A 14,515-nucleotide genomic window follows, 5' to 3' on the forward strand; every position below is an offset into this window, starting at 1 on the left:
AAAAGAGCGTACCGACCGAATCCGTTGGGGCAAATGGCAGAGCGTTCAAGACGATCGCGGCGAACCAATCAGGTATGCGACTCGAGGAGTACTGGGGGGTCGGTCCGAAGACGCGAGCACGGCTGGTCGAGCAACTGGGCCGGGAGCGAGCGATCGCGGCTATCGAGAGCGGCGACGTCCGCGCTCTCTCGGATGCTGGGCTCGCTCGCGGCCGGGCTACCCGCATCCTGCGCCGGGCGACCGGCGGCGACGGGATGGATATTCTGGCGACGAGCGACGCCCGATCGGTCTACAAGGAACTGCTCGATCTGGCCGTCGCTCACGCCGTCAGCGAGCGGGCGGCCGATCGAATTCGAGTGCTCACTCCGCTTGCTAGTCGGGAGGCGATGACCGAGCGCCTCGACGACGTGATGGACGCGCGAGACGCGTGGGCGGCCCTCGACGCCCCCGATCGCGAGGCCGTCCTCGCGGCCTACGAGCGCTACGACGAGCGCGACGGCAGCGAACTCGCGGCCGTGGACGCCGCCCTCGCGCTGCTCGACGCCGAGGTCGACTCCGGCCCGTTCGCGACGATCGCAGACCTCGACAGGGATCGCCTCGCAGACGCCGCCGAAGCGCTCGCCGCACTCGACGGCGATCGCGGGCGAGTACGCGAGGGAGCCGACGAGGAACTCGATCGGCTTCGGACGGCGCTCGGAACGGTCGAGGACATGGACGCGAACGCGCTCGAATTGATCGAGGAGCTTCGTGACGAGGGCGTCCGTAACGTCGACGGCTTTCGAGACGCCTTCGAGGACCATCTGCTGGGCGAAGCCGAGGTGACGATCGATCGGGTGCGGGCGGCGATGCCGACCGACGCGGCCGACGCGACGGATTTCGTCGGCGGGACGCTACGAACGCTGCGATCGGATCTGACCGCCGCGATCGACGAGCGCGAGGAGACCGTCGCGAGCGAGTTCGAGGAGACCCTGGCCGACGCCCGCGACGCCGTCGACCAGGCCGTCGGTGCCGTCGACGACATCGCCCTCCACCTCTCGCTCGCCCGGTTTGCGATCGCCTACGACTGTACCCGGCCGGCGTTCGTCGACGGCGACGACGCGGCGGTGTCGGTCGTCGACGCGCGCAACCTCGCGCTTTCCGCCCGCGACGACGAGTCCGTCCAGGAGATCACCTACGGCCTCGGAGATCACGGCGTCACGTCGGTTCCAGGGAGCATCGAAGCCCCGCCGGGTAAGGAGCGCGTCGCGGTCCTGACCGGGGCCAACAGCGGCGGGAAGACGACGCTGCTCGAGACGCTGGCTCAGGTCGTCCTGCTCGCGACGATGGGACTCCCGGTTCCCGCGGCGCGCGCCGAGGTGACGCCCGTCGACTCGCTCGTCTTCCACCGCCGACACGCGAGTTTCAACGCCGGCGTCCTCGAGTCGACGCTGCGATCGATCGTGCCGCCGCTGTCGACGGGCGGGCGCACGCTGATGCTCGTCGACGAGTTCGAGGCGATCACGGAACCGGGAAGCGCAGCCGACCTGCTCCACGGGCTGGTTCGCCTCTCGGTCGATCGCGACGCCCTGGGCGTGTTCGTCACCCACCTCGCGGACGATCTGGAGCCGCTGCCGCCGGAGGCACGGGTCGACGGCATCTTCGCGGAGGGACTGAACCCGGATCTGGAACTCCTCGTCGACTACCAGCCGCGTTTTGACACTGTCGGTCGATCGACGCCGGAGTTCATCGTCTCGCGGCTGGTCGCGAACGCGACCGATCGAAGCGAGCGCGCGGGCTTCGAGACTCTCGCGGAGGCGGTCGGCAACGAGGTCGTCCAGCGGACGCTGGCCGACGCCCGCTGGAACGAATGAGGGCGGTCGACCGGGAACCGAGTGGCCGATATCGGATTATCGGTCGTCCTCGTCGAGCCAGTGATCCGGACGAACGTCGTCGCGTTGGTCGTCAGCCTCGCGGCCGGCTCCGTCGATCGATCCGCCGTAGCTGTAGACCGTCCCACCCCGTTCTTCACAGATCCGGGCCTCGAGATACGAGAGGGCCGCCCGTCGGGAGAGGCCGCCCATCTCGATGACGTCCCCGAGAACCGTTTTGGTCGCCCGGAACCAGGCCCGGAGTTCGCAGTCAGCCGTGCCGGGCTGGACCTCGACGATCGCACCCCGGCCGCCGTCGCGGCCGTCGCCCCACTCGAGCCAGCAGACGCGGTAGGCTGTCACCGCGTACCCGTCTTCGGGTGCGACGACGTACAGCGCCTCGTGGACGCAGGGGTCGAGGTACTGTCCGAGGATGCGATCGCGGGCGATCGCGGTGGTCAACACCTCGGCGGCGACCGCGCCGTCGGCCAGCGGCGACTGTCGATCGATCGCCGTGACGAGCGCGAGTCGATCGCCGCCCCAGTGGCTGTACCGCAGGTCGTAGAGGTGATCGGGTCGCCGGTAGGCGACGAGCGCTCTATGGCCCATCGTTCCTCCGGCCGCGTGGTCGGCGCTCGTTTCCGCGGCAGAGGCGTCGATCGCGCCCCGTTACGGCCCGAACGGTCGGTCGGCACATTGGGCGTGCTGGCCGCGGCCCCCTATTTGAACCTCCGGCCGAGGGGCGCGGATGGCCGCGGGCACAACGAGGATACGTCCGCGTTGCGTACAGTGTCAGTACTACCGATGAGTACGGGATACGATGCGATCGTCTTCGACAACGACGGCGTCCTGACGACGCCGACCGATCGCGAGGTGTTACTCCAGGCAATATCGTCGGCGTTCGAGACCGTCGGCGTTACGAATCCGCCCGACGACCACGTCGAGACCCTGCTCGGGCCGAAGGTGGACTCGCTTCGCCGGATCGCGGGCGAACACGGCGTCGAACCCGCCGACCTCTGGACCGCCCGCGAGCGCGCGGCGATCGCGGCCCAGCACGATGAACTGCGCGCCGGTCGGAAGCGCGCGTACGACGACGTGGCGTCCGTCGCCACGATCGAGACGACGACGGCGATCGTCAGCAACAACCAACACGAGACGATCCGGAACGTCCTCGACCACGTCGACCTCGAGGTGGACGTCTGGTACGGCCGCGAGCCGACGATCGCGGGGATCGAGCGCAAGAAGCCGACGCCGTACTATCTGGAGCTGGCACTCGACGAACTGAACGCGACGGAGCCGCTGTACGTGGGAGATACCTGGGTCGACGTCGCCGCGGCCGACGCGGCCGGCATCGACTCGGCGTATCTCTGGCGCGATCACGCGAGGGGGTACGAGGAGTGGACGACCGCGACGCCCGAACACGAGGTCGAGTCGCTGTCCGCGATCGCTGACCTCGTCTCTCGGTAGGGTTTCAGCCTCGTTTTCTCCGAGCAACCCAGAAATTGGCCGGTACTCCTCAGGCCAGTACGCGTCTCTCGGCACGGATCTTGAGGGCCTCGTTCATCGCCCTGAACCCGCGTTCGATATCGTCCCGATCGAACAGGACGGGAACGAGCGCCCCCCGGACGGTTTCGCGCTGGAGTAGTCGGGTCCGTTCGCCACCGTCGGTGTCGTACTCCGAGTACGACCCCCCGGCGTTGGTCGACCCAGCGCCGCCGATCGGTTCGAGGTGGAACTCGTGGTAGCCGTCGAAGACGAGCGGGACGCCCAGTCGCCCCAGCCAGACAAGACGGCGGTCCTCCTCGACGGCGATCACTTCGGGTTTGAACGTGAATCCCCGCGAGTTCGGCGGGTCGATTCGGACCCGGAGTCGTTCTCCCACCCGTGGGACGCCCTCGATCGATCGGATAAACGGGTTCCACTCGGGATAGCGATCGAACTCGAGGAGGACATCCCAGACGACCGCGGGCGGGGCGTCGATCTCCGCGAAGACTTCTACCTGGTTCATGGTAGCATGGTACATCCCGAACGGAAATGGCTGTATCGGTGGTTCGGGACGGCGTTCGAGTTGAGGCGTCGGGTACGCGACCGACCGACGAGTCGCCACCAAAACCCCCTTTATCGTCCGTCCCCGAAAGGCGACCATGACAGGCACCGGTCCACGTTCTGGGGAGACCCGCGGCCTCTCCCGTCGGACGTTCGTCCGAGCGGCCGTCGCGATCGGCGGCGCGAGCGCGCTGTCGGCGTGTCTGGGTCGCGAAGACGACGAGTTGCCACAGGCCGACCTCGCTCCGGGGGATCGTCCCGATCGCCAGCACGCCTGGAACGACGTGTTAGGGACCGACGACCACGGGAACGTCCACCCGCCGGAACACCACCTCCTGCTTGGCCTCGAGTACGTCGGCGACGGTCCCTCGGCGGACGAACGCGACCGGATCGAGAACGCCCTCGCGAGCGTCGAACGCGCCTACGAGTTCGGCAATCAGGGGCTCGTCCTCACCGTCGGCTACGGTCCGACCTACTTCGATCGGTTCGACGAGGAACTCTCCGGCTCTATCGCCCTCCCGGATCCGGAAGCGCTGTCCTCGTTCGAGGACCCCGAACTCGACGCCTTCGACGCGCTGGTCCATCTCGCGAGCGATCACGGTCACGTCGTTTTGAGCGCCGAGGAAGCGCTGACCGGCGAACTCGACGAGATCAACGGCATCGATGTCGAGGAGACGTTCGACGGGGTCTTCGGGGTGGCCGATCGTCGAACGGGATTCATCGGCGCGGGACTGCCAGCGGAGAATCAGGAGGGCGTCCGCGGGATTCCGGACACCCAACCCGTCCCGGAGGACGCGCCGCTGTTCATGGGATTCAAAACAGGATTCGAGCGAAATCAACCCAGTGAGGACCGCGTGACGATTCAGGAGGGTCCCTTCGAGGGCGGGACGACGACCCACCTCTCGAAGATCGACCTCCACCTCCAGCAGTGGTACGAACAGGACAGCCGCGACCAGCGCGTCGCCAAGATGTTCTGCCCGGCCCACGCGTCGGAAGACCGCGTCGAGGGAGTCGGTGAGAACCTCGGAAACGCAAGCGGTGTCGAGGCGTGTATCGACGATACCGAGGACGACGCGCGACGCAGCGGCATCGTCGGCCACGCCCAGAAATCGGGGCGCGCTCGCGAGGACGGCGATCCGATCATCCTCCGACGGGACTTCAACTCGACCGACGACGAGCAGGCGGCTCTTCACTTCCTGGCCCACCAGCGATCGATCGACGACTTCGTCGCGACCCGCGAGGCGATGACCGGCAGCGACCTCACCGACGGCGCGATCGGGTCCCGGACGAACAACGGCATCCTCCAGTACATGTCGGTCCGCAGACGGGCAAACTACCTGGTTCCGCCGCGCCGTCACCGCGCCCTTCCAGAGCCGAACCCGGAGTGATCGACGCCGGGGTGTCGCGATCGGTATCGGCGTACTCAGGCGGTACTGGTACGTCTGACGACCGATCGGCCGGAACCCGCTGGCCCGAACTATTTCCGTCGTGTCGGTGTGGCGTCGGTATGGCCAGAATCGCGATCACCGGCGCGACCGGGCGGGTCGGCAGACGGGCGATCGAGGCGTTTCCCGACGACGAGTTGACGCTCTTTTCACACAGTGAATCCGAGGATCTGGACACGACACCGATCGACGTTGCCGATCGAGACGAGGTCGTCGGCGCGCTGGATAGCGAAGACGTTCTGATCCATCTCGCGGCAAACCCGGACCCGCGAGCCGAGTGGGACGCGGTCTCGGGACCGAACGTCGAGGGCGTCTACAACGCCTTCGCGGCCGCGGAGAAACACGGTATCGAACGCGTCGTCTTCTCGAGTTCGAACCACGCCGTGAACATGGGTAACGCCGTCTCACCGGTTCGCCCCGAGTCGACGATCGGGTCGCCGTCGATCGTCCGCCCCGACGATGCTCCCGACCCGGACACCTACTACGGCGTGACGAAAGTCTTCGGCGAGGCGATGGGTTCGTACTACGCGAAGCGGGCGGGAATGGACGTGGTCAACCTGCGAATCGGGTGGCTGCTCAGTCGCGAGGAACTCCGCGAGGAAATCGCAAACCGCGACGCGTCGGGGGAGCGCTACGCCCGCGCGATGTGGCTAAGCCCGGAAGACTGCCAGCGCGTAATTCGTGCTGCGACGAAGGCATCGCTCAGTTCGACGCCAACGGTTGCCCACGGCATCTCTCGGAACTCGGAGCGATTCCTCTCGCTATCCGAGACGATGCTCGAACTCGGCTACCGGCCACAGGACGACGCAACCGAGGTGATCGACGGCGAGGGGACCGGCCGAGACAGCATCTCGATGACCTGAGTCATCACTTTCGAGACCGAAAGACCGAATATCGGAACGGCTCTATCTCCGCGCATGTCAACCAAGGTGTCCGAGTCGACGGGATACACCGGGAACATCCAGATGTCAGCGTTTGGCTACATCATGGCCGCGGTTCTCGTCATCGTGATGCTCCCGCTGCTCCCCGTCTTTGTGGTTGCGTGGCTCATCTGGCGCGTCTTCCGATCGGACGAAGACGTTGAGACGAGTTTCAGGACCTGGCGCGAGAACGCAAAGCGCCCGCCGAGCGGGTCGTAAGCACGAGTCGTTCGCAAACGCGACCGATTCGGTTGTCGCCGGAAGCGGTGACCGGTTCTCCCCTCATACGGATTCGTGTCATCAATTACCGTCGGTCGGTCAAGACGATCGCCGATCGGCGGTACCTACGGACACCAATCCGTATCAGTCGTCGGCACGCGCCGTGTCGAGCGCGGCCGGCGGACTGCCTGGGAGTGCATCCCGATCGTGGGGGGCCTCGAAGTCGAGGTCCGGTCCGCGGGCGATGATCCGGTGGGGGGTAACGTCGGGATGGGTCGTATAGTAGTGCTCTTTGATGTGGTCCATGTTTACCGTCTCCGCGACGCCGTGGTCACGGGTCGGTTCGCTCTCCGGTCGCTCGTTCGGCGTCTTCCCCCCATTGTCGACGACGCTCGTCTGGTAGAGATCGCGGAGATACGGCCAGAGGTTCTCGTACTCCCGGATATACTGGACGTTACACATGAAGTGGGTGTGATAGACGTTGTCGAAGCGGACGAGCGTCGTGAACATCGCGATATCCGCTTCGGTCAGTCGATCGCCCGCCAGATAGCGCTGATCCGCGAGCACGTCGTCCCAGCGATCGAGCGCCGAAAAGAGGTCGTCGATCGCCTCGTCGTAGGGCTCCTGGGCAGTTGCAAACCCGGCCCGGTAGACGCCGTTGTTGATCGGTTCGTAGATCTCCTCGATGATTCGATCGACCTCCTCCTGGTAGCCGTCCGGGTAGAGGTCGACGCCGGTGGAACTGACGCCGTCGAACTCCGTGTCGAGCATCCGCATGATCTCCTTGGACTCGTTGTTGACGACCGTCTCCGTCTCTGTGTCCCAGAGGACCGGGACGGTGACGCGACAGGTGGCGTCGGGGTCCGCCTCGACGTAGAGTTCTCGGAGGTAATCCGCGTCGCGGATGCGATCGCGGGTACAGCCAGCCTTCTCGGGAGTGAACTGCCAACCGTCTTCGTCGCGGTAGGGGTCAACGATCGACACCGAAATCGCGTCCTCGAGTCCCTTCAGCGCACGCGTGATGAGGGTGCGGTGGGCCCACGGGCAGGCGTAAGAGACGTAGAGGTGGTACCGCCCCGCTTCGGGCTGGAACTCGGCGTCCGGATCGTCACGAATCCAGTTCCGGAACGTGGTCTCCTGGCGATTGAACGCCCCCTCTTCGGTGTTCGATTCGTAGGCGTCGGTTCGCCACTCGCCGTCGACGAGCATGTTCATGTCCAGACGTAGGGGTCGGAGAGAAAAGTGTGCTCGCTAACACTCGTGTTACCAGCGAGGCCGAGATCGGTCACGGCATCCACCCTCCCAGGGTAGGTCACAGCAGTCCCCCTTCCAGATGGCCGCTCGCAGATTGCGTCGGTATCTGTAGAGAGGAACAACAAAAAAGAACGCAGTGTAAATCGCCCCGGGTCTCAGGTGTCGTTTCAACGCTGTGGTGAGCGCATCTCGATCGTGGGACACGACCGCTGTCTCACGCGCTGGCCAGCGGTGAGCGACGTCTCATCCCGTGACTCGAACGATTCCGCAGGGCCGTTTGCCACGTCCACGTTAGAAACGGTGATAGGGAGTCCCACGCTGCGGTAGAACGACTCGCCACGTTGGACGTGGAAGTGGAGGTGGGGTTCCGTCGAATTTCCAGAGTGGCCGCATTGCCCCACCTGTTGCCCGCTGACGACACGATCGCCCTCGTTGACCGAGACACTGCCCTCTCGCAGGTGAGCCAGAACGCTGTACTCTTCGGTGGAGTGTTGGATGAGGACGTAGTTGCCGCGTATGTCTCGCTGTCTGAGATCGAGCCATCCACCGGTTCGGGGCGCATCACGATGTCCGTCGCTGGCTGCGACGACGATGCCGTCGGCTGGTGCGAGAATCGGTTCCTCCCAGCAGTAGTAGTCCGATCGATCGGACCCGTCACCCGAGTGGGTTCTTCCCTCGGTGTCTGTCTTGACGAGATCGTACGCGTACCGTTGAGGCAGGATACTCCACGAGTGGGATAACTCTTTTTCGTGGCTCCCATTCACGACGGTCCATTCCCCGTCGACGGGCAGTCGATAGGGTGTCTCCTGTTCGTACGAATCCGGATCGGGAAGATCGAATCGATATCGAAGATAGATTGCTCCGTGACCGACCAGCTGTTGAACCGACTGGAGTTGGACGGACGGGTTCACCTGCAATGCGAGCATCGAGAGAACGAATCGGACTGAAGACCACCGGTCTCCGGTCTGAATCCACGACGATGGCGAGGTACCGGATGGAAAGAACATCGTCACGAAGGGCCAAAAGCCGAAGAAGAAAAAGACGGCGAACACGCGGAGTTGGGAGAGGTCCCCGACGAAAAAACCGGGGATCGAGAGAAGACCCAGAAACAAGAGGTTCGTCAGGTCGGGAATCCGTCTCGCGTGATCCGGATCGGTCCCTGATTCGGAGGGGGGCTGCCCGTCGTTCGACGAAGCGTCAGCGATAGAGAGTAGGACCATATCGATCGAAAGACCAGCATCGAATAAGAGACTTTGGCGAAGTAACCTTCTATTCAACATCTGACAGATAGGCTCTCCCAGATGACGTTTGCGAACCATCTGTTGGAAATGCCAAACGCGAGCACGACAGGTGACGATCTGTATGCAGACGACGATGGGCCGAGATACACGGCGTCTCGATGAAAGATGCGGTTCCGAGGGGAAACCGATTCACTTCGAGTACGTCCCCACGGGTTCACGAGAGACAGCGGCCCGTTTCCGCGACCTCACTCCGGAGTAGATCCAACTCGAGCCCGAAGTGTCGTTTCAGTCTCTGATACGGTCGCATACATCACGTCATCGTCGAACGAGATCGCCAATCGAACGTCTCCATCAGCAGTTGAAGTGGGGTCGTACTCGAAGTAGTCCAGTTCCCACAGAAACGCCTCACGAACCGAGAGACCGTGATCGTGATAGAACGCCTCGACAGCCGGATGAACGAGCAAGCAAAACCACACCGGCCCGACCACGGTGCCGGTACAGGTTTCACACCGTGCTCGAAATCTCGGCATCGCTGTCTCGTCAGCCCCGGCAGGATCAATTCGTGACCTGACAGGACCGTAACACTGTGAGCAGACGCCCTGTAACGTCAGGTCGATCGCGTGAATGATGAGACTCGTCGCAAGACGACCTAGGTCACTGACGCCCGCATTCACGGCTGCGTTCGGTGGTAGTGACCAACTCAGTAACGGGTGTCCCTCCTCGCATTCGACCTCGATACGTCCGTCCTCATAGGTGCCGACGACGGCCGCACCGCAGAGACTACAGGAACTGTCGAGTGGCGTCGGTCCGAGCCGTTCGTGGTCGATATACCGTCCTGCGAGGATCGCCGCCACCATTTCACCGCCGGCGTCCGTGAGGAGATATCCCTGGTCTCCTTTTTCGATGAAATGCCCGCGTAACTTGTTCAGATGATAACGAAACCGACCAGCGTCGTCGACGCCCGCACGTTTGCGGAGTTCCGAGAACCGACAGATCGACTCATCAGTCTCGCGAACATATTCGGCAAACGCTCGAAGGATCGCGATTCGTGTCGGATCGGCCACGGCTGCGAACGCCGCGTCCGAATCCCCGACGAAGTCAGCCTCTGGATCGGGCATGAGTTGGAACTCTCTTCTCCTCATATCAATGTACCTCCCGATCTATCCCCGCATCGCCGGCGCTTTCCTTCCTCGACAACCGAGAGAGGTATCGAACGGTGTAGCAGCGTCTAAACCGGTTTCTACACTCGATCGATCAGCAGACGATCCGAAATTCGTTCCGAGTCTGTGATGGGACGGTTCAAGCCAGAATGTAGCCGACCGAAAACAACACGCCGTTGTACACGGCATGGGCAGCGATCGGCACGACGAGGTTGTTCGTTCGCTCGTAAATGAGTCCCATGATCACTCCGACGCCGATAATGAGGAGAACCCATCCAGTAACTGCACCGAGTGACCCCGCGTAATTCCCGAAGTGGAGAGAGCCAAACAGTGTGCTGGCCAGCAGAATTGCGGTCGGTGCGCTGAACGTGTCTCGAAGCCTGCTTTGAATGACGCCGCGAAACAGATACTCTTCTGCGGGAGCAACGAGGACGGTGGAGAGCAGTATCAATCCAACCGCGTTCAGCAGATTCACCGGAACAGCGTCTCCGAGCACTGCCTGCGGCGAAAGGCCGGCCCAGGTGAGCACTGCACCGGCACCGGTCGCGAACGCGAGTGCGCCGACGGTACCGACACCGGCGTATTTCAAGTCTCGACGTGACGGCGGAGCAATTGGAACGAAGAACCCGTAACGCCGGACGTACGCGTACCCCGTGAGGAGGAAACCCAGTTGTCCTGTACCGACCAGCAAAACGAAGACAGCGGTGTTTTCGACGCTGAGACCGGCGATAAACATCGTCAGTACGACGATCGAACCAAAAATGGTTGACAAAAGCAGCGCGGCTACTGTGAGCCCGACGCTCGCGCCTACCGTTCGGATTCGATCCGTTCTCGAACCCCGTGTTGCTTGTACAGCCATACACTCTGGAAAACAGGTGGAAATAAATACTGATGGAGAACGGAGTTTCTGTAATATATTTAATACAACGGCTGTGTTCGAGGCTTCCGTCTCGAACGGCACGGTGAAGTGTACGTCAACGAGATATCGCTTCCAGCTGAACGAGGCTGAGAAACCGAGTCCAGAACGACTGGGCTCCCGACTCAGTACGCTTCTTCGAGCACGCCGACGATCGCCTCACGGGTCGGATCGAGTCCCCCTGGCGCGTTCGCCATAAACGAATCCGCGAGGATCGCGTCCGCAACAGCGGGGAATTCTGCGGGTTCGGGACCGTCGACGTCCCGGAGCCGCGTGGGGAGTCCGAGCGCGTCGCGAACCGTCGCAACGGCCTCGACGATCGCCCCTGCCCGATCGTCCGCCCTATCGACGCCGAGTGCGTCCGCAAGGAGGTCTCGACGGCCGTCGACCTCCTCGAACAGGTATCGTAATACGTGAGGGGCGACGACGCCGTGGGCAGCGCCCTGCTGGACATCGTACGATCGCGTCAGGCCGTGACCGAAGGCGTGGATAATCGATAGCGTCGTTTCCCCGGGTCGGGCGATACCGTACTGGACGAGCACCGTCCCTTCGAGGACCGGTTCGAGCACGGCCGCTGTCGGCCCCTCGTTGCCGAGTTGCTGCAGCCCGTCACACAGGAGTTCGAGCCCGCGAACCGCCGTCGCGTCCGTTATCGGCGTCGCGTTGTGCGCATACAGCGTCTCGATTCCCTTGTCGAACCCGTTCATCGCTGAGGCCGCGAGAATCGGTTTCGGCGTGGTCGCGACGAGCGACGGGTCGTAGACGATCACGCTGGGCATCAGTCGCGGATCGCCCACCCCGCCGCCGGTTTCACGGTCGACGAGTCCGGACTCTGGCGAGGCCGTCAGGCCGGCCCCCGTCGAGAGGTCGGCCCCGGCCAGCGTCGTCGGAATCGCGACGATCGGCGTCAGCGGCTCCGCGGGAACGGTCACCGTTCTGCGTTCTTCGAACTCCCTCCCGACGGTCTCGGGCGATCGATCGTCGGCGGCGAGCACACTCATGACCTTCGCCACGTCGAGGCTGCTCCCGCCGCCGAGGGCGACGAGCACGTCCGCCTCGTGGTCCCTCATCGCATCGCGGCCGTCGAAGGCCGTCCGGAGGCGCTTTTCGGGCGTCGTCTCCGCGAAGATGCCCGTGAGTCGATCACCAAGGCCCCTCCTGACGGGGTCGATCACGTCGGGGGTGGTCCCGACCGTCGACCCGCAGACGACCAGCGCCCGACCGAACCCCTGCCGCTCGAGTTCGTCCGCGAGGTCGTCGACGGCACCGGAGCCAAAGCGGAGCACGCCGGGGTCGTACTCGAAGCGAAACCCGTCGGTTCGGCTCACGCTACGAGTCACCCCCACTCCGCGAAACGCTGGGGCCGTCGAACGCCGGCAACCGGGTCTCGATCTGCTCGCGTTCGTCCTCGAGCCACGCCGGTAGCGCGAGCGTCGAGCCGAGTTCCTCGACATCCTCGTCGACGGTAAAGCCCGGCCCCGTGGTCGCCACCTCGAAGAGCACGCCGCCGGGCTCTCGCGAGTAGATCGAGTGGAAGTATTTTCGATCGACGACCTCCGTTACGGTACGGCCGTGGTCCTCGAACGCGGCGCGCCACGCCTCCTGTTCCTCGACATCTTCGGCCTCGAACGCGACGTGATGGACGGTGCCGACGCCCATCCGCCCGCGTCCCGCGTCGGTCTCGACCAGATCGACGATCGATCCGGGACCACCTGCCGGCGTCCGGAACCGGCGTCGATCACCCTCCTCGCCGTCGATCTTCTCGCCGACGCCCTCGAGTTCGTAGCCGAGCACGTCGGTCAGTACGCCGGCTGTCGGCTCGAAGGTGCTGACGGCGAGCGTGACGCCGTGAAAGCCTCGAAGCTGGTGGTCGGCAGGAACCGGACTCTCCGCCCACTGGACGGCGTCGCTCTCGGCGGCGTCCTCGCTTGCGATGAGTTCGAGGCCGATCCCATCCGGATCCGCAAAGCCGAGCACCGGCTCGCCAAAGCGTTCGGACCGATCGACCTCGATTCCTCGTGATTCGAGCCGGTCCACCCAGTAGTCAACCGACTCCGGCGGAATCAGGTACGCCGTGTCCCGCGTCTGGCCCGCTCCGAACTGGCCCGATCGACCGCGTTCGGTCCACGGGAAAAAGGTGATGTTCGTCCCCGGCGTCCCCCGTTCGTCCCCGAAGTAGAAGTGGTAGGTCCCGGTATCGTCGTGGTTGACCGTCTTCTTGACGAAGCGCAGACCGAGCGTGTCGGCGTAGAAGTCTGCGTTCGTCTGCGGATCGCCCGCGATCGCCGTGACGTGGTGCAGGCCGGGTGTCGTGGGTGCCATGCCAGTACGTCGGACGCCAAGAGGGGTATCCTTTCCCTGACGCCAGTGTTACCGGGCGTGTCGGTTCGATCGCCCGAGACGAAGCGGGCTTCGATCGGACGCTGCGGACGATCTCATCCGATCGCGCTCCACACCCAGTATCCCGCGCCGACCGCGACGAGGAGCAGGCCTTCGGCGCGGGTCAGTCGACGTCCGGTCGCGAGCACGATCGTCGCGATCGCGGTGACGAACGCGAGCCAGCCCAACCCCGGGAGTACCGCGGGGTCGAGTTCCAGCGGTCGGACGACGGCGGCGAGTCCGAGTACGCCGAGCAGGTTGAACACGTTCGAGCCGACGACGTTGCCGGCGGCGATGGCGACGTTCCCGCGACGCGTGGCGACGATCGACGTGACCAGTTCCGGCAGCGACGTCCCGGCGGCGACGATCGTCACGCCGACGACCCACTCCGAGACGCCGACGGCCAGCGCGAGGCCCGTGGCCCCGTCGACGAGGAGTCGGCCGCCGACGACGACGAGCACGAGACCCACCAGCAACCGACCGGCATCGAACCCGCGGTTGGACGAGGGTTGACGCCCGCTCGTTGCCGAGTCAGTGGTCTCGCCGGCCGGCTCGGGGGGTTCGGGAGTACCGCTCGGCTCGGGGATTTCGGAGTTCGATTCGGAGCCGCCAGTCGAAGCCGGTCGGGTAGCCGCGACCCAGAGCCAGCCAAAGTAGGCCGCGAGTAACGCGACGAGAATCGCACCCTCGAGCCGCGAGACGAACCGGTTCGCGAGGGCGGCGCTTCCGATCGCCGTCGCGACGGCCATCGCGACCACGTCTCGCCGGAGCAGCGCCAGTCTGATCCGAAACGGCCGAATAACGGCGACGAGACCGAGGACGATCGCGAGGTTGAACACGTTCGAGCCGACGACGTTTCCCGCTGCCACATCTGCTCGACCGTCGAGTGCCGCCCCCACGGAGACGACGAGTTCCGGCGCGGACGTGCCGAAGGCGATGACCGTGAGACCGATGATGAGCGTCGAAATCCCGATCGATCGGGCCAGTTTGGCGGCTCCGGCCACGAACCAGCGGGCACCGATCCACAGCGTGGGAACTCCCACGAGCAACAGGATCGCATTCGTGACGAGTCCCATTCGATATGTCGA

The 14,515-nt window shown here is 64.4% G+C and carries 14 protein-coding genes; 5 read left to right on the forward strand and 9 right to left on the reverse strand.

The features are described 5' to 3' along the window. The first annotated feature begins 74 nt into the window (after positions 1 to 74). Positions 75 to 1,850: a MutS-related protein gene (locus AC6I6L_RS16865; protein WP_497918934.1), complete on the forward strand. Its 1,776-nt coding sequence runs from the start codon at positions 75 to 77 to the stop codon at positions 1,848 to 1,850. Positions 1,851 to 1,886: 36 nt separating this feature from the next. Here the strand turns inward: AC6I6L_RS16865 and AC6I6L_RS16870 are convergent, their stop codons facing one another. Then, positions 1,887 to 2,456 carry a DUF6735 family protein gene (locus tag AC6I6L_RS16870; protein WP_497918935.1) on the reverse strand — a complete coding sequence of 190 codons (570 nt, stop codon included), beginning with the start codon at positions 2,454 to 2,456 and terminating at the stop codon, positions 1,887 to 1,889. A gap of 195 nt (positions 2,457 to 2,651) precedes the next feature. Between AC6I6L_RS16870 and AC6I6L_RS16875 the strand changes: the two genes are divergently transcribed. Beyond that, positions 2,652 to 3,314, forward strand: a complete 663-nt coding sequence (locus AC6I6L_RS16875; protein ID WP_497918936.1) for an HAD family hydrolase — start codon at positions 2,652 to 2,654, stop codon at positions 3,312 to 3,314. Between the two features lie 49 nt (positions 3,315 to 3,363). Here AC6I6L_RS16875 and AC6I6L_RS16880 read toward each other — a convergent pair whose 3' ends face one another. Beyond that, positions 3,364 to 3,855 carry an SRPBCC family protein gene (locus AC6I6L_RS16880; RefSeq protein WP_497918937.1) on the reverse strand — a complete coding sequence of 164 codons (492 nt, stop codon included), beginning with the start codon at positions 3,853 to 3,855 and terminating at the stop codon, positions 3,364 to 3,366. A gap of 136 nt (positions 3,856 to 3,991) precedes the next feature. On the opposite strand from AC6I6L_RS16880, the gene AC6I6L_RS16885 reads away from it, so the two are divergent. From AC6I6L_RS16885 to AC6I6L_RS16895, 3 genes are all read left to right on the forward strand, one after another. After that, a complete protein-coding gene (locus tag AC6I6L_RS16885) occupies positions 3,992 to 5,281 on the forward strand; it encodes a DUF7405 family protein (protein WP_497918938.1) in 1,290 nt (429 codons plus the stop codon). Between the two features lie 119 nt (positions 5,282 to 5,400). Next, on the forward strand, positions 5,401 to 6,201 hold the full coding sequence (locus AC6I6L_RS16890) for an NAD-dependent epimerase/dehydratase family protein (RefSeq protein WP_497918939.1): 801 nt from the start codon (positions 5,401 to 5,403) through the stop codon (positions 6,199 to 6,201). A 54-nt stretch (positions 6,202 to 6,255) separates the two neighbouring features. After that, complete coding sequence (locus tag AC6I6L_RS16895; RefSeq protein WP_497918940.1) at positions 6,256 to 6,477, forward strand: DUF7535 family protein; 222 nt, start codon at positions 6,256 to 6,258, stop codon at positions 6,475 to 6,477. Between the two features lie 144 nt (positions 6,478 to 6,621). Here the strand turns inward: AC6I6L_RS16895 and AC6I6L_RS16900 are convergent, their stop codons facing one another. From AC6I6L_RS16900 to AC6I6L_RS16930, 7 genes are all read right to left on the reverse strand, one after another. Beyond that, entirely contained in the window at positions 6,622 to 7,692 is a 1,071-nt protein-coding gene (locus AC6I6L_RS16900) for a glutathione S-transferase family protein (RefSeq protein WP_497918941.1), read from the reverse strand. A gap of 206 nt (positions 7,693 to 7,898) precedes the next feature. Continuing rightward, a complete protein-coding gene (locus tag AC6I6L_RS16905) occupies positions 7,899 to 8,951 on the reverse strand; it encodes a M23 family metallopeptidase (RefSeq protein WP_497918942.1) in 1,053 nt (350 codons plus the stop codon). A gap of 266 nt (positions 8,952 to 9,217) precedes the next feature. After that, on the reverse strand, positions 9,218 to 10,090 hold the full coding sequence (locus tag AC6I6L_RS16910; RefSeq protein ID WP_497918943.1) for a winged helix-turn-helix domain-containing protein: 873 nt from the start codon (positions 10,088 to 10,090) through the stop codon (positions 9,218 to 9,220). Positions 10,091 to 10,271: 181 nt separating this feature from the next. Beyond that, the gene (locus AC6I6L_RS16915) at positions 10,272 to 10,721 is read right to left on the reverse strand and encodes a CPBP family intramembrane glutamic endopeptidase (RefSeq protein ID WP_497918944.1); all 450 of its coding nucleotides are present in this window, start codon (positions 10,719 to 10,721) and stop codon (positions 10,272 to 10,274) included. Positions 10,722 to 11,173: 452 nt separating this feature from the next. Beyond that, positions 11,174 to 12,376: an iron-containing alcohol dehydrogenase family protein gene (locus tag AC6I6L_RS16920; protein ID WP_497918945.1), complete on the reverse strand. Its 1,203-nt coding sequence runs from the start codon at positions 12,374 to 12,376 to the stop codon at positions 11,174 to 11,176. A 1-nt stretch (position 12,377) separates the two neighbouring features. Continuing rightward, complete coding sequence (locus tag AC6I6L_RS16925) at positions 12,378 to 13,370, reverse strand: ring-cleaving dioxygenase (RefSeq protein ID WP_497918946.1); 993 nt, start codon at positions 13,368 to 13,370, stop codon at positions 12,378 to 12,380. 113 nt (positions 13,371 to 13,483) lie between these two features. Beyond that, positions 13,484 to 14,503, reverse strand: coding sequence for a calcium/sodium antiporter (locus AC6I6L_RS16930; RefSeq protein WP_497918947.1), 1,020 nt, complete (start codon positions 14,501 to 14,503; stop codon positions 13,484 to 13,486). Positions 14,504 to 14,515 lie beyond the last annotated feature (12 nt).

Source organism: Halosolutus sp. DAT137, from assembly GCF_059736405.1.

Excerpts from the sequence above, each read along its gene's own strand:
- AC6I6L_RS16865 (WP_497918934.1), top strand. The coding sequence starts at position 75 with ATGCGACTCGAGGAGTACTGGGGGGTCGGTCCGAAGACGCGAGCACGG.
- AC6I6L_RS16870 (WP_497918935.1), bottom strand. The coding sequence starts at position 2,456 with ATGGGCCATAGAGCGCTCGTCGCCTACCGGCGACCCGATCACCTCTAC.
- AC6I6L_RS16875 (WP_497918936.1), top strand. The coding sequence starts at position 2,652 with ATGAGTACGGGATACGATGCGATCGTCTTCGACAACGACGGCGTCCTG.
- AC6I6L_RS16880 (WP_497918937.1), bottom strand. The coding sequence starts at position 3,855 with ATGAACCAGGTAGAAGTCTTCGCGGAGATCGACGCCCCGCCCGCGGTC.
- AC6I6L_RS16885 (WP_497918938.1), top strand. The coding sequence starts at position 3,992 with ATGACAGGCACCGGTCCACGTTCTGGGGAGACCCGCGGCCTCTCCCGT.
- AC6I6L_RS16890 (WP_497918939.1), top strand. The coding sequence starts at position 5,401 with ATGGCCAGAATCGCGATCACCGGCGCGACCGGGCGGGTCGGCAGACGG.
- AC6I6L_RS16895 (WP_497918940.1), top strand. The coding sequence starts at position 6,256 with ATGTCAACCAAGGTGTCCGAGTCGACGGGATACACCGGGAACATCCAG.
- AC6I6L_RS16900 (WP_497918941.1), bottom strand. The coding sequence starts at position 7,692 with ATGAACATGCTCGTCGACGGCGAGTGGCGAACCGACGCCTACGAATCG.
- AC6I6L_RS16905 (WP_497918942.1), bottom strand. The coding sequence starts at position 8,951 with ATGGTCCTACTCTCTATCGCTGACGCTTCGTCGAACGACGGGCAGCCC.
- AC6I6L_RS16910 (WP_497918943.1), bottom strand. The coding sequence starts at position 10,090 with ATGCCCGATCCAGAGGCTGACTTCGTCGGGGATTCGGACGCGGCGTTC.
- AC6I6L_RS16925 (WP_497918946.1), bottom strand. The coding sequence starts at position 13,370 with ATGGCACCCACGACACCCGGCCTGCACCACGTCACGGCGATCGCGGGC.
- AC6I6L_RS16930 (WP_497918947.1), bottom strand. The coding sequence starts at position 14,503 with ATGGGACTCGTCACGAATGCGATCCTGTTGCTCGTGGGAGTTCCCACG.